Annotated in this window: 15 protein-coding genes; 7 read left to right on the top strand and 8 right to left on the bottom strand. The window is 66.1% G+C overall.

The features are described 5' to 3' along the window. Window positions 1–30: 30 nt before the first annotated feature. From ACYVGS_RS05390 to radC, 5 genes are all read right to left on the bottom strand, one after another. Window positions 31–411, bottom strand: a complete 381-nt coding sequence (locus ACYVGS_RS05390; RefSeq protein WP_460587637.1) for a hypothetical protein — start codon at window positions 409–411, stop codon at window positions 31–33. 91 nt (window positions 412–502) lie between these two features. Beyond that, complete coding sequence (gene mutM, locus ACYVGS_RS05385; RefSeq protein ID WP_460587636.1) at window positions 503–1315, bottom strand: Fpg/Nei family DNA glycosylase; 813 nt, start codon at window positions 1313–1315, stop codon at window positions 503–505. Window positions 1316–1417: 102 nt separating this feature from the next. After that, a complete protein-coding gene (gene rpmG / locus ACYVGS_RS05380) occupies window positions 1418–1573 on the bottom strand; it encodes a 50S ribosomal protein L33 (RefSeq protein ID WP_460587635.1) in 156 nt (51 codons plus the stop codon). Window positions 1574–1598: 25 nt separating this feature from the next. Continuing rightward, window positions 1599–1835 carry a large ribosomal subunit protein bL28 gene (gene rpmB, locus ACYVGS_RS05375; RefSeq protein WP_460587634.1) on the bottom strand — a complete coding sequence of 79 codons (237 nt, stop codon included), beginning with the start codon at window positions 1833–1835 and terminating at the stop codon, window positions 1599–1601. Window positions 1836–1998: 163 nt separating this feature from the next. Then, on the bottom strand, window positions 1999–2673 hold the full coding sequence (radC, locus tag ACYVGS_RS05370; protein ID WP_460587633.1) for a JAB domain-containing protein: 675 nt from the start codon (window positions 2671–2673) through the stop codon (window positions 1999–2001). A 109-nt stretch (window positions 2674–2782) separates the two neighbouring features. On the opposite strand from radC, the gene coaBC reads away from it, so the two are divergent. The 4 genes from coaBC to slmA all read left to right on the top strand — a co-directional run bounded on the left by coaBC (window position 2783) and on the right by slmA (window position 8045). Continuing rightward, window positions 2783–3988 carry a bifunctional phosphopantothenoylcysteine decarboxylase/phosphopantothenate--cysteine ligase CoaBC gene (gene coaBC, locus ACYVGS_RS05365; RefSeq protein WP_460587632.1) on the top strand — a complete coding sequence of 402 codons (1206 nt, stop codon included), beginning with the start codon at window positions 2783–2785 and terminating at the stop codon, window positions 3986–3988. Window position 3989: 1 nt separating this feature from the next. Continuing rightward, the gene (locus ACYVGS_RS05360; RefSeq protein WP_460587631.1) at window positions 3990–6392 is read left to right on the top strand and encodes a phosphomannomutase/phosphoglucomutase; all 2403 of its coding nucleotides are present in this window, start codon (window positions 3990–3992) and stop codon (window positions 6390–6392) included. 13 nt (window positions 6393–6405) lie between these two features. Further along, window positions 6406–7320 (top strand): acetylglutamate kinase, encoded by a 915-nt coding sequence (gene argB, locus ACYVGS_RS05355; RefSeq protein WP_460587630.1) that lies wholly within the window; start codon window positions 6406–6408, stop codon window positions 7318–7320. Between the two features lie 104 nt (window positions 7321–7424). After that, entirely contained in the window at window positions 7425–8045 is a 621-nt protein-coding gene (slmA, locus tag ACYVGS_RS05350) for a nucleoid occlusion protein SlmA (protein ID WP_460587629.1), read from the top strand. A 34-nt stretch (window positions 8046–8079) separates the two neighbouring features. On the opposite strand, the gene ACYVGS_RS05345 is transcribed toward slmA, so the two are convergent. Together ACYVGS_RS05345 and pyrE are read right to left on the bottom strand one after the other, a co-directional pair. Next, a complete protein-coding gene (locus ACYVGS_RS05345; RefSeq protein ID WP_460587628.1) occupies window positions 8080–8739 on the bottom strand; it encodes a hypothetical protein in 660 nt (219 codons plus the stop codon). 68 nt (window positions 8740–8807) lie between these two features. Beyond that, complete coding sequence (pyrE, locus tag ACYVGS_RS05340) at window positions 8808–9455, bottom strand: orotate phosphoribosyltransferase (RefSeq protein WP_460587627.1); 648 nt, start codon at window positions 9453–9455, stop codon at window positions 8808–8810. Between the two features lie 185 nt (window positions 9456–9640). Between pyrE and ACYVGS_RS05335 the strand changes: the two genes are divergently transcribed. After that, window positions 9641–10405, top strand: a complete 765-nt coding sequence (locus ACYVGS_RS05335; RefSeq protein ID WP_460587626.1) for an exonuclease/endonuclease/phosphatase family protein — start codon at window positions 9641–9643, stop codon at window positions 10403–10405. Between the two features lie 51 nt (window positions 10406–10456). On the opposite strand, the gene rph is transcribed toward ACYVGS_RS05335, so the two are convergent. Continuing rightward, entirely contained in the window at window positions 10457–11176 is a 720-nt protein-coding gene (rph, locus tag ACYVGS_RS05330; RefSeq protein ID WP_460587625.1) for a ribonuclease PH, read from the bottom strand. Between the two features lie 138 nt (window positions 11177–11314). Here rph and ACYVGS_RS05325 point away from each other — a divergent pair, with 138 nt between their 5' ends. Together ACYVGS_RS05325 and ACYVGS_RS05320 are read left to right on the top strand one after the other, a co-directional pair. Beyond that, window positions 11315–12187 carry a YicC family protein gene (locus tag ACYVGS_RS05325; RefSeq protein WP_460587624.1) on the top strand — a complete coding sequence of 291 codons (873 nt, stop codon included), beginning with the start codon at window positions 11315–11317 and terminating at the stop codon, window positions 12185–12187. Window positions 12188–12251: 64 nt separating this feature from the next. Further along, entirely contained in the window at window positions 12252–15335 is a 3084-nt protein-coding gene (locus ACYVGS_RS05320) for a diguanylate cyclase (protein ID WP_460587623.1), read from the top strand. The last annotated feature ends 1 nt before the right edge of the window (window position 15336 follow it).

The following is a 15336-nucleotide window of genomic DNA, read 5'->3' as shown; positions in this document are numbered from 1 at the left end:
GCCAGACTGCTTGCCGGGGGCAAGGCCGGACTAGTACTCCGCTTCGGCCTCGGCCGCCTTGCGCGCACGATTGGCTTCGATGTCCTTGTAGCTGTAACCCGGCTTGCGACAGCCCAGGCAGCGTACGAAGGTGGTTTTCGCGGGCCCGACCATCAGCGTTTCCGCCGCCTCGCTGACGTTCCCCGCGAGGACGGTAAACGGCAGACTGACCAGGAAGGCCGCAGTGCCCGCGACGGTCATCACCGCCCCGATCGGCCGCGCAACCAGCAGGTCGCCGATCATTTCCGCCTCCGAGGGACTCTCGTCGATGGGCTGCTGCGCCTGCAGCGGGGGCGCAAGCGCCGCTGTCCCCGCCACCACAGCAGCCAGCGCGGCATGCCGACAGAATCGCCCGATAGTGTTTGTTTTCATGGCCGTGGTCTCCCGGCTGAAGTCCTGTTCCTGCTCCGCCACCTGCCGCGTTGCGCGGGGTGACGCGAGCCGCCCCACCAGTGTAGCCCCATCAACGCTGACAGGTCACGCAGAATACACTGCTGCGCTGGCCCAGGCGTCGCTCGCGCAGCAGGCCGCCACAACGCTTGCAGGCCTGCCCGGCGCGGCCATAAACAAAGAGCTGCTGGGCAAAGTAGCCCGGAGATCCATCGCTACCGACGAAGTCGCGCAGGGTGGTGCCACCCTGCTGAATCGCCGCCGCCAGAACTTCGCGAATGCGTTCGGCCAGGCGCTGGTAACGCTGCAGTGAGACCCGACCGGCGGCGCGATCGGGGCGAATGCCGGCCAGAAACAGGGCCTCGCTGGCGTAGATATTCCCCACCCCGACCACCACGGCGTTATCCATGATGAAAGGCTTGATCGCTGCGCGACGCCCGCGGGACAGACGGTAGAGGTGCTCCCCGGAAAAGGCCGGGGACAGGGGCTCGGGGCCCAGACTGGCCAGCAGCGGATGCCGCTCGCCCGGCTCCAGCCACAGCAGGCAGCCAAAACGGCGGGGGTCGTTGTAGCGCAGACGGTCACCGCTGGCGAGCAGGATGTCCACGTGGTCGTGAAGCCGGCGCGGGGCACCGTCGCGGATCACGCGCAGGGAACCCGACATGCCCAGGTGCAGCAGCAGGCTGCCGGCGGCGGTATGGAACAGCAGGTACTTGGCCCGGCGCTCCACGGCAAGAATGTCCTGGCCTCCGAGCCGGGCCGGGAGGTCCGCGGGCACCGGCCAGCGCAAGCGCGGCTCGTGCACCTCCACGGCAGCCACGCGCTGCCCCAGCGCCCAGGGCTCCACGCCGCGGCGGGTTGTTTCGACTTCCGGCAATTCAGGCATGGGAGGGGGCTCTAGCGGTCACAGGATCATAATCGGAGCCTGCCCAGACAAAAAACCCCGGACAGCGCCGGGGTTTCTGGACATCATGCGGTCGCGCAAGCTTTACTTGATCTTGCCTTCCTTGTACATGACATGCTTGCGGATAACCGGATCGAATTTCTTCATTTCCAGTTTGTCCGGGGTGGTGCGCTTGTTCTTGTCAGTGGTGTAGAAGTGACCGGTACCCGCTGACGAAATCATCCGGATCTTGTCTCTCATGATTACTCTCCTTGGCGGCCTGGACTCAGACCTTGACGCCGTCGGCGCGCAGGTCGGCGAGCACCTGGTCGATGCCCTTCTTGTCGATGATGCGCATGCCCTTGCTGGAAACCCGCAGGGAGACGAAGCGCTTCTCGGATTCCACCCAGAAACGGTGCTGGTGCAGGTTCGGCAGGAACCGGCGACGAGTACGATTCTTGGCGTGTGATACGTTGTTACCGGTGACCGGACGCTTGCCGGTGACCTGACAGACTCTTGACATGTGTACCTCTCCCATAGACCACGGGATTCGTGAAAACAGGTGTGGCCGAGGGGGTGCCACAGGTACCCCGGCCGCGCGGAGCGCGACTTTATACCAGAACACCCCCCCTATCGCAAGCGCTATATACGCCCCTTTCCCGGGCCGCAGCCGGCGAGGGGGCCCGCTAAAGCAGCCCCCGCTCGGCAAAGGAGTAGGCCGCGCCTCGCCCGATGATCACGTGATCCAGCACCCGGATGTCGAGCAGCCCCAGGGCCGCCTGCAGGCGCTCGGTGATACGGCGGTCCGCGTGGCTGGGCTCGGCCACCCCGGAAGGGTGGTTGTGGGCAAAGATCACCGCGGCTGCATGATACTGCAAAGCGCGCACCGCGACCTCCCTGGGATAGACGGCGGCACCATCGAGGGTACCGAAGAACAGGTCCTCACAGCGCAGGATGCGGTGCTGGTTATCCAGGAACAGGCAGGTAAACACTTCCCGCGCCTGCCCCGCCAGGTGATGCTGCAGGAAGCGCCGCGTGTGCTGCGGACTGGTCAGGGCGCTGCCGGCGCGGGCTTCCTCCAGCGCCTGCCGCTTCGCCAGCTCGAGTGCAGCCTGCAGTTGCGCCAGCTTGGCAGTCCCCAGACCCGGGCAGCCGAGCAGCTCCGACACGGGCGCTGTCAGCAAGCCGCCGAGGCTGCCGTGACTGCCCAGAAGATCCCGGGCCATGTCCACGGCACTGCAACCCCGGCGGCCGGTTCGCAGCACCACCGCCAGCAGCTCGGCATCGGAGAGGGCTGCCGCCCCGCGCTGCAGGAGTTTGTCCCGGGGGCCTTCGCCGGCCCCCCAGTCGCGCATCGACATACCATCACCCTCCCTGGTGTCAAGCCGCGCGGAGAGTGTCCAAGCCGCGCCGCCAGTGGTATCGTTTGCCCTGCTTTCTGATTCCTATTCTCGCAAGTCGGTGACCGTATTGGGACATCTTTTTCAACGCAATGTGGTCCTGGGCGTCAGCGGCGGCATCGCGGCCTACAAGTCCGCTGAACTGATCCGTCAACTGAAGACCCGCGGCGCCGATGTCCGCGTGGTCATGACCCGGGGCGCCCGCGAGTTCATTACGCCGCTGACCCTGCAGGCCCTGTCCGGGCACCCGGTCCACGCTGACCTGCTCGATCCCGAAGCAGAGCTGGGCATGGGGCACATCGAACTGGCCCGCTGGGCGGACCTGCTCCTGGTGGCCCCCGCCACAGCCGACCTGCTGGCCCGCCTGGCCCAGGGACGCGCCGACGACCTGCTCACCACGGTGGCCCTGGCATGCCCCGCCCCCCTGATGCTGGCGCCGGCAATGAACCAGCAGATGTGGCGCAATACGGCCACCCAGGACAACCTGCAGCGGCTGCAAGCGCGCGGCGTGCACATGGTCGGCCCCGCCGCCGGGGAGCAGGCCTGCGGCGACGTGGGGCCGGGTCGCATGGAAGACCCCGCCATTATCGCCGCCGCCGCGGAGAGCCTGTTTGAATCCGGAGAGCTGGCGGGCCGGCGCGTGGTGATCACCGCCGGGCCAACGCGCGAAGCCCTGGACCCGGTACGCTATATCTCCAATCACAGCTCAGGCCGCATGGGCTACGCCCTCGCCCGCGCTGCCGCGGAGGCCGGGGCGCGGACCACCCTGATCAGCGGCCCCGTGGACCTGCACACCCCCGAGGGCGTGGAGCGCGTTGACGTGGTCAGTGCCGAGGACATGCTGGAGGCCAGCCTGTCGCGCCTGGCCGACTGCGACATCTTTATCGCCTGCGCTGCCGTGGCTGACTACCGGCCCGCCGACGTCGCCGGCGACAAAATAAAGAAGAACGAGGAACGCATGACACTGGAGCTGGTGCGCAACCCGGATATCGTGGCTGCGGTTTCCGCTCACCCGCAGCGCCCCTTCACTGTCGGCTTTGCCGCGGAAACCCGGGACCTGCTGAGCTATGCTCGGGACAAGCTGGAGCGCAAGGGCCTGGACATGATCGTGGCCAATGACGTGTCGGCGGAGGGTATCGGCTTCAACAGCCAGGAAAACGCCGTGACCGTGCTCTGGGACGGCGCTGAAGAGGCCCTGCCCCGCAGTGGCAAGCAACAGATCGCCCGCGACATTATTACCCGGCTCGCCCGGCGCTACCGGGAAACGGTGACCTGACATGCCCCGATCGGCAACGGCCAGCCCGGCACTGACACGGACCCTCCTGCTGGCGGCAGTGATTGCCGTGGGACCCTTGCTCGCTGGTGTCGCCTGGCTGGCGCTGGTGCGCGAACCACAGCTCACCGCCAGCATGCAGCAAAACCTCAACGAGCTGCTCGCCCGACAGCAGGCCGAGGTGCTGCATACCCTGGAGCAGGGCCTGCGGGAACGACTGGACAACGCGGCCCGCTCACCCCGGATACAGGCCAGCGTGACGGCCTCGCCCGAGGAACGGCAGGTCATCGAGCAGGAGCTGCGCCTGCTCTTCCCGGAACTGGAGAGCCTGCGCCTGATACCGGTCGACGACCTTGGCTCGGCACCGCTGCGAGAGGGCATGGCGGGGCTGCGCAACAATATCGAGATCGACCTGGTCCGGCGCGCGGCGGCAGGTGAGCCGCCCGCGCCGGAAATCTACCCGGTGGGCGAAGCGGTCTACACCTCCCTGGCGCTGCTGGTGGCGCCCGGGCAGGCAAGCCCGGAGCGGTTGGTACTGCTCGCATCGATTGACGACAGGCACTTGTTCAGGCCTTTAGGTCGCAGCAGTCAGGCGGTCGGGCAGGTGACAATCCGCCAGCGCTACGGCGAAGGCGGACGGGAGGTGCTGCAGCTGGGTCGGGAAATCGCGCCCGGGGCGGCACCTGCCCGCTATCACAGCGTGCCCGGGAGCAACTGGGAGGTCGGCTTCGCGACCGCCACGGAGCTGGTCGAGGAGCTGCGTCCAGGGCTGCGGGACTGGTTGACCGTGGCTGGCTGCGGCCTGATCGGCGCCCTCTGCGCCCTGTGGCTGTTGCTGCGCAGGCTGGCGGGCCTGTCGCCGGTCGGCTCCGTGCCAGCTGCCACAGCCGGTGCCGTCGCACAGCCCCGCCAGCGGGTGTCCGACAGCCCCGGTGAACCCGCCTCCCTCGACGATCTCTTCGCCGCGGCAGAAGCGGACGGCCCCGAAGCCGACGACGACAATCCGGTCGGGCTGCCCACCGAGATTTTTCGCGCCTACGACCTGCGTGGCCACGCTGAACGGGACCTGACCGACACGGTGGTGGACCGGGTTGGCAGGGCGATTGGCACCCTGGCTGCGGAAAAGAACCAAGCGGCGATTATCGTCGCCAGCGACGGCCGGCGATCCAGTCCGCGTATCCGCGAGACGCTGACCCGCGCCCTCCTCGCCACCGGCCGGGACATCATCGATATCGGCGTGGTACCGACCCCCCTGATGCACTACGCGACACACCACCTCGACTGCAGCTCCGGGATAATGATCACGGGAAGTCATAACCCGCCCGCTGACAATGGCCTGAAAATCGTGATCAAGGGGCAGACCTTGGCAGCGGGCATGATCCAGCAGCTGCGCCAGAGCGCCGAGCTGGGCAACTTCTGCGTCGGAGAAGGCAAGCTGAGTCAGCGGGACGTCGTCGCCGCCTACCTCGACGAGGTAGTCGACGACATCGTGCTGCCGGCCGCACTCCGCGTGGTCGTGGATGCCGGCAATGGAGCCACCAGCGAGGCGGCACCCGCCCTCTTCAGCGCGCTGGGCTGCGAGGTCCTGCCCCTGTACTGCGAGCTGGACGGCGACTTTCCCAACCGGCCACCAGACACCAGCCGCGAGGAAAACCTGGCCGACCTGGCCGCCCGGGTCGTTGACCAGGGTGCCGACCTCGGCGTGGCCTTCGATGGCGATGGCGACCGGCTGGCGGTGGTCAGCGCCAGTGGCCGTATCCTGCGTACCGATGAGCTGCTGATGGTCCTGGCCCGGGACGTACTGTCCCGCAACCCGGGGACCGATGTGGTCTTCGACGTCAAGTGCAGCCGGGAACTGGCCAACCGCATTGTCGCGGACGGCGGCCGCCCGGTTCTGTGCAAGACCGGCCACGCTTTCATGAAGCAGAAGGTCGCGGAAACCGGGGCACTGCTGGGTGGCGAATTCTCCGGCCACGTGTTCTACGGTGAGCGCTGGTATGGTTTCGATGACGCCCTGTATGCCGCCGCCCGTCTGGCGGAAATTCTCTCCAGCCAGGGGGTGGATCTCGACAGCCTGCTGGCGGACATTCCCCCCACCGTCAGCACCCCGGAGCTGCTGCTGCCGGTTCCCGAAGAGCGCAAATTTTCCCTGATTCGCCAGTTCGCCGACCGCGCCGATTTCCCCGACGCGACCCTGAACACCCTGGACGGGCTGCGCGTGGATTATCGCGAGGGCTGGGGCCTGGTGCGCGCCTCCAACACCACCGCGGCACTGACCGCACGCTTCGAGGCCTCGGATCCGGCGCAGCTTGCGAGTATCATGGCGGCCTTCCGCCAGCAGCTGGCGGCCCTGGACCCGCCGGTGGCACTCCCCGATGCCCCCGGTACCGCCGACTCCGACCATTGAGCAAGGACACAGCATGAGCCTGGATCTGGAATCCGCCCAAACGATCGCCCGGGTACTCACCGAGGCACTGCCCTACATCCAGCGTTTCACCGGCAAGACCATCGTGGTCAAGTTCGGCGGCAATGCCATGGTTGACCCGCAGCTCCACGAAAGCTTCGCCCGCGACCTGGTGCTGATGAAACTGGTGGGAATGAACCCGGTGGTGGTCCACGGCGGCGGCCCCCAGATTGGCGAACTACTGAAAAAGCTCAACATCCACACCGAGTTCGTCAACGGCATGCGGGTCACCGACAGCGAAACCATGGATGTGGTGGAAATGGTGCTGGGCGGCAGCGTGAACAAGGAGATCGTCTCCTCGATCCAGCGCGCCGGCGGCAAAGCGATCGGCGTAACCGGCAAGGACGGGCAGCTGATTCGCGCCCGCAAGCTGAAGGTCAACCGCTATAGCCCCGAGCTGGGGGCCTCGGAAATTGTCGACATCGGTCACGTGGGTGAAGTGGAGCAAATCGATACCGAGGTGCTCAAGGTGATCCTCAACAGCCACTTCATCCCGGTTATTGCGCCGATCGGCGTCGACAACCAGGGTAACACCTACAACATCAACGCCGACCTGGTCGCCGGTCGCATTGCCCAGGTGATGCAGGCCGAGAAGCTGATGCTGCTGACCAACGTCGCCGGCCTGCTGGACCGCGAGGGCAACGTGCTGACCGGATTGAGCACCGAACGGGTGGATGCCCTGATCGAGGACGGCACCATTGCCGGCGGCATGCTGCCCAAGATCGGCTGCGCCCTGGACGCCGTGAAGGGCGGGGTGGCCAGCGCGCACATCATCGACGGCCGGGTACCCCACGCCGTGCTGCTGGAGATTTTCACCAACGTCGGCATCGGCACCCTGATCACCCGTCGCGAGGCTCTCGCGGATAGCTGATGCCCTGGCGCCAGTGCGTCAATCCTCCGGGACATCCTCGGGTGTGTTGCAGCCCTCCGGGGGAGTCGCTAGCATGAAGGCCCGGCCCAGCAGACCCGAGCGACATGCCCCCGAGACGATCCCAACGCCGCCAGCAGATCCTCGAAGCCCTGGCCCGGATGCTGGAAGCGGAGCCCGGCAGCCGCATCACCACCGCCGGACTGGCGCGTGAGGTCGGGGTTTCCGAGGCGGCGCTCTACCGCCACTTCCCCAGCAAATCGAAGATGTTCGAAAGCCTGATCGAGTTCATCGAGGAAACGCTGTTCACCCGTGTGCGGATCATCCTCGAGGAAGAGGACCGGGCAGCGGCCCGCTGTGGCAAGATGCTGTTGCTGTTGCTGACCTTCACCGAGCGCAATCCCGGCATCACCCGGATACTGACCGGCGACGCCCTCGCGGGTGAAACCGAGCGCCTGCACCAGCGGGTGGCCCAGATGTTTGATCGCTTTGAAACCCAGATCCGGCAGGTCTTGCGGGAAGCCGAGCTGCGCGAGGGCCTGCGTCCGCGCATCACCCTGGCGGCGGCCGCCAACCTCCTCATGGCCGCAGCAGAGGGGCGCATCAGTCAGTATGTGCGCAGCGGCTTCACACGTCTGCCCACCAGCGACTGGGACGAGCAGTGGCTGCAGCTGCAACGGGACTTTTTCCAGACCGTGGTGAGGGCCCCGGGTACGCCGGCAGCCTGAGGGCCCGGCGGGGTCTCGCGCGAGAATCCAGAGCTCAGGAATCGCCCCGCGCCGACAGGCGACGGCGCAATTCAACCACTTCTTCCAGCTGCGCAAAACGCTCGATATCCCGGGCGAAGGCAGCCTCCACCTCGCGAATTTCGCGCTCGCGCTCTTCGATCTGGGACTCGGTCTGCTCGATTTCCTGCTGCAGGTTGGCAATATTCTCCAGGCGCGCCGCGTCGGGGGCATCGCCCCGGCGTTCCATGTCCGCCACCTGCGCCTGGTAGTTTTCCACCTGGTGCTTGAGGGAACTGCGGTTGCTGCGCAGGATACTCAGTCGAACGCGCAGCTCACCCACCGCACGCTCGCGGGCGGCCTCGATATCCTCGACCGAGCTGTAACGCAGCAGCAGGGATTCATCCCAGGCCCTGAGGCGCTCCTCTTCCCGGGCGGCGCGGGCTTCGAGCTCGCGCTGCAGGCTGGCATCGGCCCGCTCCTCCTCGGTCAGGCCCCGGGGCACCACGCGGACCACAATACCGCGCTCGTTGAGCACTTCGTAGCCCTTGCCGACATGCTCGGGCGGCACGTGGCTACCCACGACCATTTGCCCGTTGTCATCGCGGTAGCGATAGAGCTCCCCGCCTTTGGAGGCACCCTGTAACAGTGGCAGTGCCAGCAGGACGAGAAGCAGATGTCGGGTTCGGAAATTCATGCGCTCACTATAGAAGGCCACGGGTATGTGGACAAGCAGGCCGTGAGTGGACGGAGCTGCCCCGCCCACTAGCGCACGCCGTAACGCTCCCGGTAGGCACGCATGGCCGCCAGATCACTGGCATGATCACTGCCCAGGCCCTCCAGCCAGGCGATGATGTGGTTGATATCGATGATACTCAGTACCGGAATACGGTAGGCCTGCTCGATTTCCTGGATGGCGGAAAGCTCGCCGCTGCCGCGCTCCTGGCGGTCCAGGCCGATCGCCACCCCCGCCAGTTCGGCGCCGGCGCTCTCGATCATGCCAATCACTTCGCGCACGGCGGTACCCGCCGTGATGACATCGTCGATGACCAGGACCCGGCCCTCCAGCGGCGCGCCCACCAGCGTCCCCCCCTCGCCGTGGTCCTTCGCCTCCTTGCGATTGTAGGCGAAGGGCACGTCGAGCCCGTGCCGGTCGGCGAGGGCAATGGCCGTCGCCGCCGCCAGGGGAATCCCCTTGTAGGCCGGCCCCAGCAGCACATCAAAGGCCAGGCCGGAGTCGACAATGCGCTGGGCGTAGCAGCGCCCCAGGGCGGCCAGGGCAGCGCCGCTGGCAAAGGCGCCCGCATTGAAGAAATAGGGGCTGATACGACCCGACTTCAGGGTAAACTCACCAAAACGGAGCACCTGGTAGCGACGGGCCAGTTCAATGAATTCCTGTTGATACGCCTGCATGGGGTGACAGTTCCTGGGGGGCAGATCACTTTACCGTCGGCAAATCCCACAAATGGGGGTTATGCTGAAGCAGCGCCGTGGTTATCATACGCGATTGCAGGGGAGGATCCCCCACAACTATCTAGCCGGCCGATCGCCGGCGGCGGTGTGCGCATCATACACGCTCTCCAGACAAGGGGCCACGAATGAGGATTATCAGCTTCAGCGCCGACGGCATCCGCGATGCCGCGAAAAACGGGCTGTACGACTGGCTGTCGGAACAGGATGCGGATTTCATCTGTATCCAGGACCTGCGCTGCAGCGAGTACGACCTGCAGGAGGATCTCTACTTCCCGCGGGAGTACAACGCCTACTTCTTCGACGACATCAACGGTAAGGAAAATGGCGTCGCCATCTACTGCCGCAAGCTGCCCAAGGCCATCATGACCGGTCTCGGCTTCACCGATTTCGACATGGAAGGGCGCTACATCCAGGCCGACTACGAAAACCTCAGCGTCGGCTGCCTGCTCGCTCCCCAGGCGGAGCCGGGCAACGAAGAGCAACTGGGCCGCAAGCGCGAGTTCTTCAACCTGCTGCAACACCACCTGCTCAAGGTACGCAACAAGCGCCGGGAGTTCATCATCTGCGGCAACTGGCAGATCGCACACAGCGCAGCCGACGTCCAGGACACCAGCGCCAACAGCAGCCGACCGGGCTTCCTCGCGGAGGAGCGCCAGTGGATGGACGAGATCGTTGAAGCCGGCTATGTGGACGCCTTCCGCGAGGTCAACTCCGACCGCGATGAGTTCAGCTGGTGGCCGGATGGCACCCCCGGGGAGAACGGCTGGCGCACCGACTTCCACCTGATCTCCAAGGGCCTGAAGTACTCGGTGGATCACGGCGCCATTTACAAGCTGAAGCAGTTCTCCAGCCACGCCCCGATCATCATGGACTACGATATCGAGGTCTGAGGATCAGCCGGCCCCGCCAGGGCCGGCAGGAATCTGCCCGGCGACCCGGCCTCAGCCCGCCAGGGCCGCTTTCTGGCACTCAATAAGCTGCCGGATGCCGCTGTCGGCGAGGTCCAGCATCGCGTCCATCTCCTCGCGCCGGAAAGGCTGCCCCTCCGCGGTACCCTGGACTTCAATAAAGCCGCCGTCTTCGCCCATCACCACATTCATGTCGGTATCCGCCCGGGAGTCCTCGAGGTAGTCGAGATCCAGCACCGGGGTGCCCTGCCACACGCCGACGGAGACCGAGGCGACCATCTGCCGCAAGGGATCAGTGGTGAGCAACTTGCGTCGCTGCAGGTGGTTGATGGCATCGACCAGGGCCACACAGGCGCCGGTAATCGACGCCGTGCGGGTGCCACCATCGGCCTGGATGACATCGCAATCCACAGTGATGGTGAAATCCCCGAGCTTCTTCAGGTCGACCGCCGAGCGCAGGGAGCGGCCGATCAGCCGCTGGATCTCCAGGGTACGGCCACCCTGCTTGCCGCGACTGGCCTCTCGCCCCATCCGCGAGCCGGTCGACCGGGGCAACATGCCGTATTCCGCCGTGATCCAGCCACTGCCCGTGCCGCGCAGGAAGCGCGGCACGCCCTCCTCCACCGAGGCGGTGCAGATCACCTTGGTGGCACCGAAGCAGACCAGCACCGAGCCCTCGGCGTGGCAGGTGTAGTCGCGGGTGAGCGTGACCTCTCTCAGCTCGTTCGGCGCGCGGCCGCTGGGGCGTGACATGCAAAATCTCCGTAATTGTAAAACCAGCCGGACAGTATACTGGAGATGCCCGGCCGTTTCGGGCGCAATCGATCACCTTTTCCAGGCGACGCAAGCTGCTACACTGGCCGACTCACCGTCAGCAGAGGTAGCGCAAACGTGGGACAGATTCACAGCATGACCGCCTTCGCCAGGGAATCCACCAGCACGCCGCTGGGCACCCTGACCGTGGAGCTGCGCTCGGTGAATCACCGCTATCTGGACACCAGCTTCCGGCTCCCGGACACACTGCGCAGCCTGGAACCCGGCCTGCGCGAGCAGGTCGCGGACACCGTCAGTCGGGGCAAGCTGGAGTGCCAGTTGCGCCTGCAGGCGGATGGCGAGCAGTCCGCCGGCCTCCAGGTGGACCCGGAGCGCCTGGAGGCCGTGCTGCAGGCGGCAGAGCAGGTCCGCCAGGCACTCGCCGACGCCCGCCCGCTGGACCCACTCGCGGTCCTGCAGTTTCCCGGCGTCTGTCGCGCGCCGCAGGCGGACGAAGAGGCCATCCAGGCCTCGGCCTCGGCGCTGTTCGCCTGTGCCCTGGAGTCACTCGCCGCCAACCGCGCCCGCGAGGGTCGCAAACTCGCCCTGTTTATCCGCGAGCGGCTGGAACTGCTGAGCCGGGAAACCCAGGCCGTACGTGAGAAGATGCCGGAGCTGAAACGCCACCAGCAGGAGCGTCTGCTGGCACGGCTGGCGGAACTGCAGCAGACACCCGATTCCGAGCGCCTGGAGCAGGAGCTCGTCTATCTAGCCCACAAGGCAGATGTCGACGAGGAACTGGACCGGCTGGAGAGTCATATGGAGGAGGTGCGGCGCACCCTGGATCGCGGTGGCCCCTGCGGGCGGCGCCTGGACTTCCTGATGCAGGAGCTGAACCGCGAGGCGAATACCCTCTCCTCGAAATCCACCGCCAGCAGCAGCACCCACAGCGCGGTGGAGATGAAGGTACTGATTGAACAGATGCGGGAACAAATTCAGAATGTGGAGTAAACGCAAAAGATGTCCCTGACCTGACACGATGAACGTTCTCCGCCGGCTGGCACCCGCATGCCCCTTGCGACGAAGGCACCTGCCGGCATCGCTTGCCGGCTGCCTGTGGCTCCTGCTGCTCGCCTCCCCGGGGCTCCAGGCACTCTCTCCCGACATGCGCTTTCACCAGTTCGAGCTCTCCCAGTGGAGCATCAAGCAGGGCCTTCCCCAGGTCACCGTCCACGCGCTCACCCAGGGGCCCGACAACTATATCTGGGCCGGCACCCAGGCGGGACTAGCCCGCTTTGACGGCACGCGCTTCGAGTTGTACTCCCCGGACAACCATCCGGTCCTGCCCAGCCGCCTGATCCGCTCTCTCTATGTCGACGCGAGCCAGCGCCTCTGGATCGGGACCCTGCGGGGTGCCGCCTGGCTGCAGGACGGCAGCATCCAGCGGGTCCCGACTGCCAGCGGCAAACCCGTCGACATTCTCGACATGACGGAGACCAGCGATGGCTGGATCCTCCTGGCCACCGGCAGTGGCCTGTGGCGCTCCCGCGGCGACACCCTGGAGCGCAGTCCTGGCGCTCCCCTGGACAGTCTGCTGACGGTCTACCACCGGGAGGGAAAGACCTGGGTCGGCGGGCAGGGGCAGATCTGGCAACAGCATGACGGTACCTGGATCGCGGAATCTCTGCCCGCGTCTCTCGCGGGCGTACAAGTCACCGATCTTGTCTGGCACGAGGGTCGCCTGTGGGCGGGAACCAGCCGCGGGCTGCTGCGACGCGAGGGCGGACAGTGGCAGCACCTTGCCATCAGCGAAGATATCGACAGCCGCCGCGTCGAAGCGCTGTTTACCGATGCCAACGGTACGCTCTGGGTCGGCGCCACCGGCAGACTCTACCGGATGCAACACGGGCGCGTTATTGACACCCTCGGCACGGAAGGCCCCTTTGCCGACGGCAACGTCTTGTCCATGGCCGAGGACCACGAGGGCAGCCTGTGGCTGGGCAGCCGCTCCTATGGCCTGGTGCGCCTCTGGGATGGCTATGTCATGCGCTACGACAGCGCCGAGGGCTTGCACGCCGAGCTGACATGGACCCTGGCCAGGGATGTGGATGACGCCATCGTGGTAGGCACCGCGGACGGCCTCGCCCGCTATCAGGATGGTCGATTCCAGCAGCTGGTCCGCGGCGAGCAACAACCGCATCCGCACGCCTACAGCCTGCTGCCCGAGCCCGAGCGTATCTGGGTGGGCACCCGTGCCGGACTCTACTGGTGGTGGCGGGAGGACGAACGGATTGAACGACCTGCCGCCTTCGACGCACTGCAAGGCGAGCACGTCCAGGCCATTCTGCGCCGCCGCGACGGCAGCTACTGGCTGGGTACCACCAGCGGCATCTGGCGCTGGGATGGCGAAGGGCTTGAACAGCGCCTTTCGGCCAGTGACAGCAGCGCCAACCAGACCTGGATACTCCTGGAGACCCGCGACGGACAGCTGATGGCAGGAACCGTGGGGGGCATCCTGCTCGAAGGTGAGGACGGCACTTTTGACCCGGTCGATGGGCTGGACGAAGTTCACGAAGTCATGGCCCTGACTCAACTTGCGGACGGGCGCGTGGTCGCAGGCAGCCGGAGCGAGCAGCTGCTGATTTCCGGGGAGGATGGCTGGCGCACACTGGGCCCAGCGGATGGCCTGCCCGGCAATACGGTGTTCGCCCTGGTCGAGCAACAGGGTACCTTGTGGGTGGCGGGCAACCGGGGGCTTTACCACTTGCCCCTGCAGCAGCTCGACGCCTACCTCCGCGGCGACAGTACATCGCTCAATGCAAGGATGCTGCTCAGCGAACGCGGCGATGTCGCCGGCGCACAGAACACCACCTGCTGTAACGGGGCCGGCAGCGCCCGCGCCCTGGTAAAGGATGGTGCGCTGTGGTTCCCCACCCGCGAGGGGATCATCGCAGTGCACCCCGGGCAGACCGGCAGCAACCGCTATCCGCCCCGACTGCATATCGATCGGGTGCGCCTGGACGGGCGCTGGCAGCCCGCAAGCAACGATACCCGTCTGCAGCTGGATAAACATCAGCGGGATATCGCCTTCGGTTTTACCGCGCTGAGCTACCAGGACCCCGGCAGTGTCCAGCTGCAGTACCGCCTCCTCGGCTATCGGGACCAGTGGCAGGCCCTGGACGACCCGGAGCACCGCACGGCCTTTTTTACCAACCTCCCCTCGGGCACGCTGCATTTTCAGGTGCGTGGCAGCAATAACGCCGGCGTCTGGTCGCCAGACCAGGCAGAGCTGACACTGCACATTGCCCCCTACTGGCACGAAACCCTGTGGGCCAAACTGGCCGCGGCGGCCACTCTGCTATTGCTGATGTGGCTGGGAGTGCGCTGGCGAACCCGCAACCTGGGCCAGCGGCAGCGCCAGCTGAGACAACTCGTGGGCGAGCGCACAGAAGAATTGCGTGTCGCCAATGAAAACCTGCGTCAGTACAGCCGGCAGCTGGAAACCGCCAGCATGACCGACCCCCTCACCGGGCTGTGGAATCGCCGTTATCTCAGCGAAAAAATCTCCGTCGAACTGACCCGGTTCCAGCAGGAAAAGGCGGCCGGTATGCACCAGGGCAACTGCCGCCTGCTCGCGCTGCTGGACCTGGATCACTTCAAGCGCGTCAACGACCAGCTTGGCCACGATGCGGGGGACCAGGTGCTGCGTCAGTTTGCCGACTTCCTCCGCGCGATGGTTCATCCGCGGGACGAAGTGCTCCGCTGGGGCGGCGAAGAATTCCTGCTGGTCCTGCAGCCGCTGCCGGAACAGCACCTGGCGGGGCTGGCGGAGCGCCTGGTGCGATCCATTGAACAGCACGCCTTTACTTTGGAAGACGGGCGCAGCGTCGCGCTTACTGCATCACTGGGCTTGTGCCCCTACCCCCTTGCTGCGCCGCATGCTCCCACGGGCCACTGGGAGCTGGCTATCGAACTGGCTGACAAGGGGCTGTACACCATCAAGCACGGCACCCGCAACGGCTGGTGCCTGGTGCTGCCGCGCGCGACCGAGGCCGTGCTGCGCGAACACATCGACAGCAGTCTGGATGCCTTGCAGGCCAAGGGCCTGATCGATGTCGAGCGCGCGCCCCCTGAACAGACCGACCTATCGGAGACCTAAC

Source organism: Haliea atlantica (genome assembly GCF_054779855.1).
The sequence above is the reverse complement of the archived record's forward strand: the minus strand, read 5'-3'. Positions and strand labels throughout refer to the sequence as shown.

Bases quoted from the DNA above. Each gene is read 5' to 3' on its own strand.
- rpmG (WP_460587635.1), bottom strand. From the start codon at position 1,573: ATGAGAGACAAGATCCGGATGATTTCGTCAGCGGGTACCGGTCACTTC.
- slmA (WP_460587629.1), top strand. From the start codon at position 7,425: ATGCCCCCGAGACGATCCCAACGCCGCCAGCAGATCCTCGAAGCCCTG.
- ACYVGS_RS05390 (WP_460587637.1), bottom strand. From the start codon at position 411: ATGAAAACAAACACTATCGGGCGATTCTGTCGGCATGCCGCGCTGGCT.
- argB (WP_460587630.1), top strand. From the start codon at position 6,406: ATGAGCCTGGATCTGGAATCCGCCCAAACGATCGCCCGGGTACTCACC.
- rph (WP_460587625.1), bottom strand. From the start codon at position 11,176: ATGTCACGCCCCAGCGGCCGCGCGCCGAACGAGCTGAGAGAGGTCACG.
- mutM (WP_460587636.1), bottom strand. From the start codon at position 1,315: ATGCCTGAATTGCCGGAAGTCGAAACAACCCGCCGCGGCGTGGAGCCC.
- ACYVGS_RS05360 (WP_460587631.1), top strand. From the start codon at position 3,990: ATGCCCCGATCGGCAACGGCCAGCCCGGCACTGACACGGACCCTCCTG.
- rpmB (WP_460587634.1), bottom strand. From the start codon at position 1,835: ATGTCAAGAGTCTGTCAGGTCACCGGCAAGCGTCCGGTCACCGGTAAC.
- pyrE (WP_460587627.1), bottom strand. From the start codon at position 9,455: ATGCAGGCGTATCAACAGGAATTCATTGAACTGGCCCGTCGCTACCAG.
- ACYVGS_RS05345 (WP_460587628.1), bottom strand. From the start codon at position 8,739: ATGAATTTCCGAACCCGACATCTGCTTCTCGTCCTGCTGGCACTGCCA.
- radC (WP_460587633.1), bottom strand. From the start codon at position 2,673: ATGTCGATGCGCGACTGGGGGGCCGGCGAAGGCCCCCGGGACAAACTC.
- ACYVGS_RS05335 (WP_460587626.1), top strand. From the start codon at position 9,641: ATGAGGATTATCAGCTTCAGCGCCGACGGCATCCGCGATGCCGCGAAA.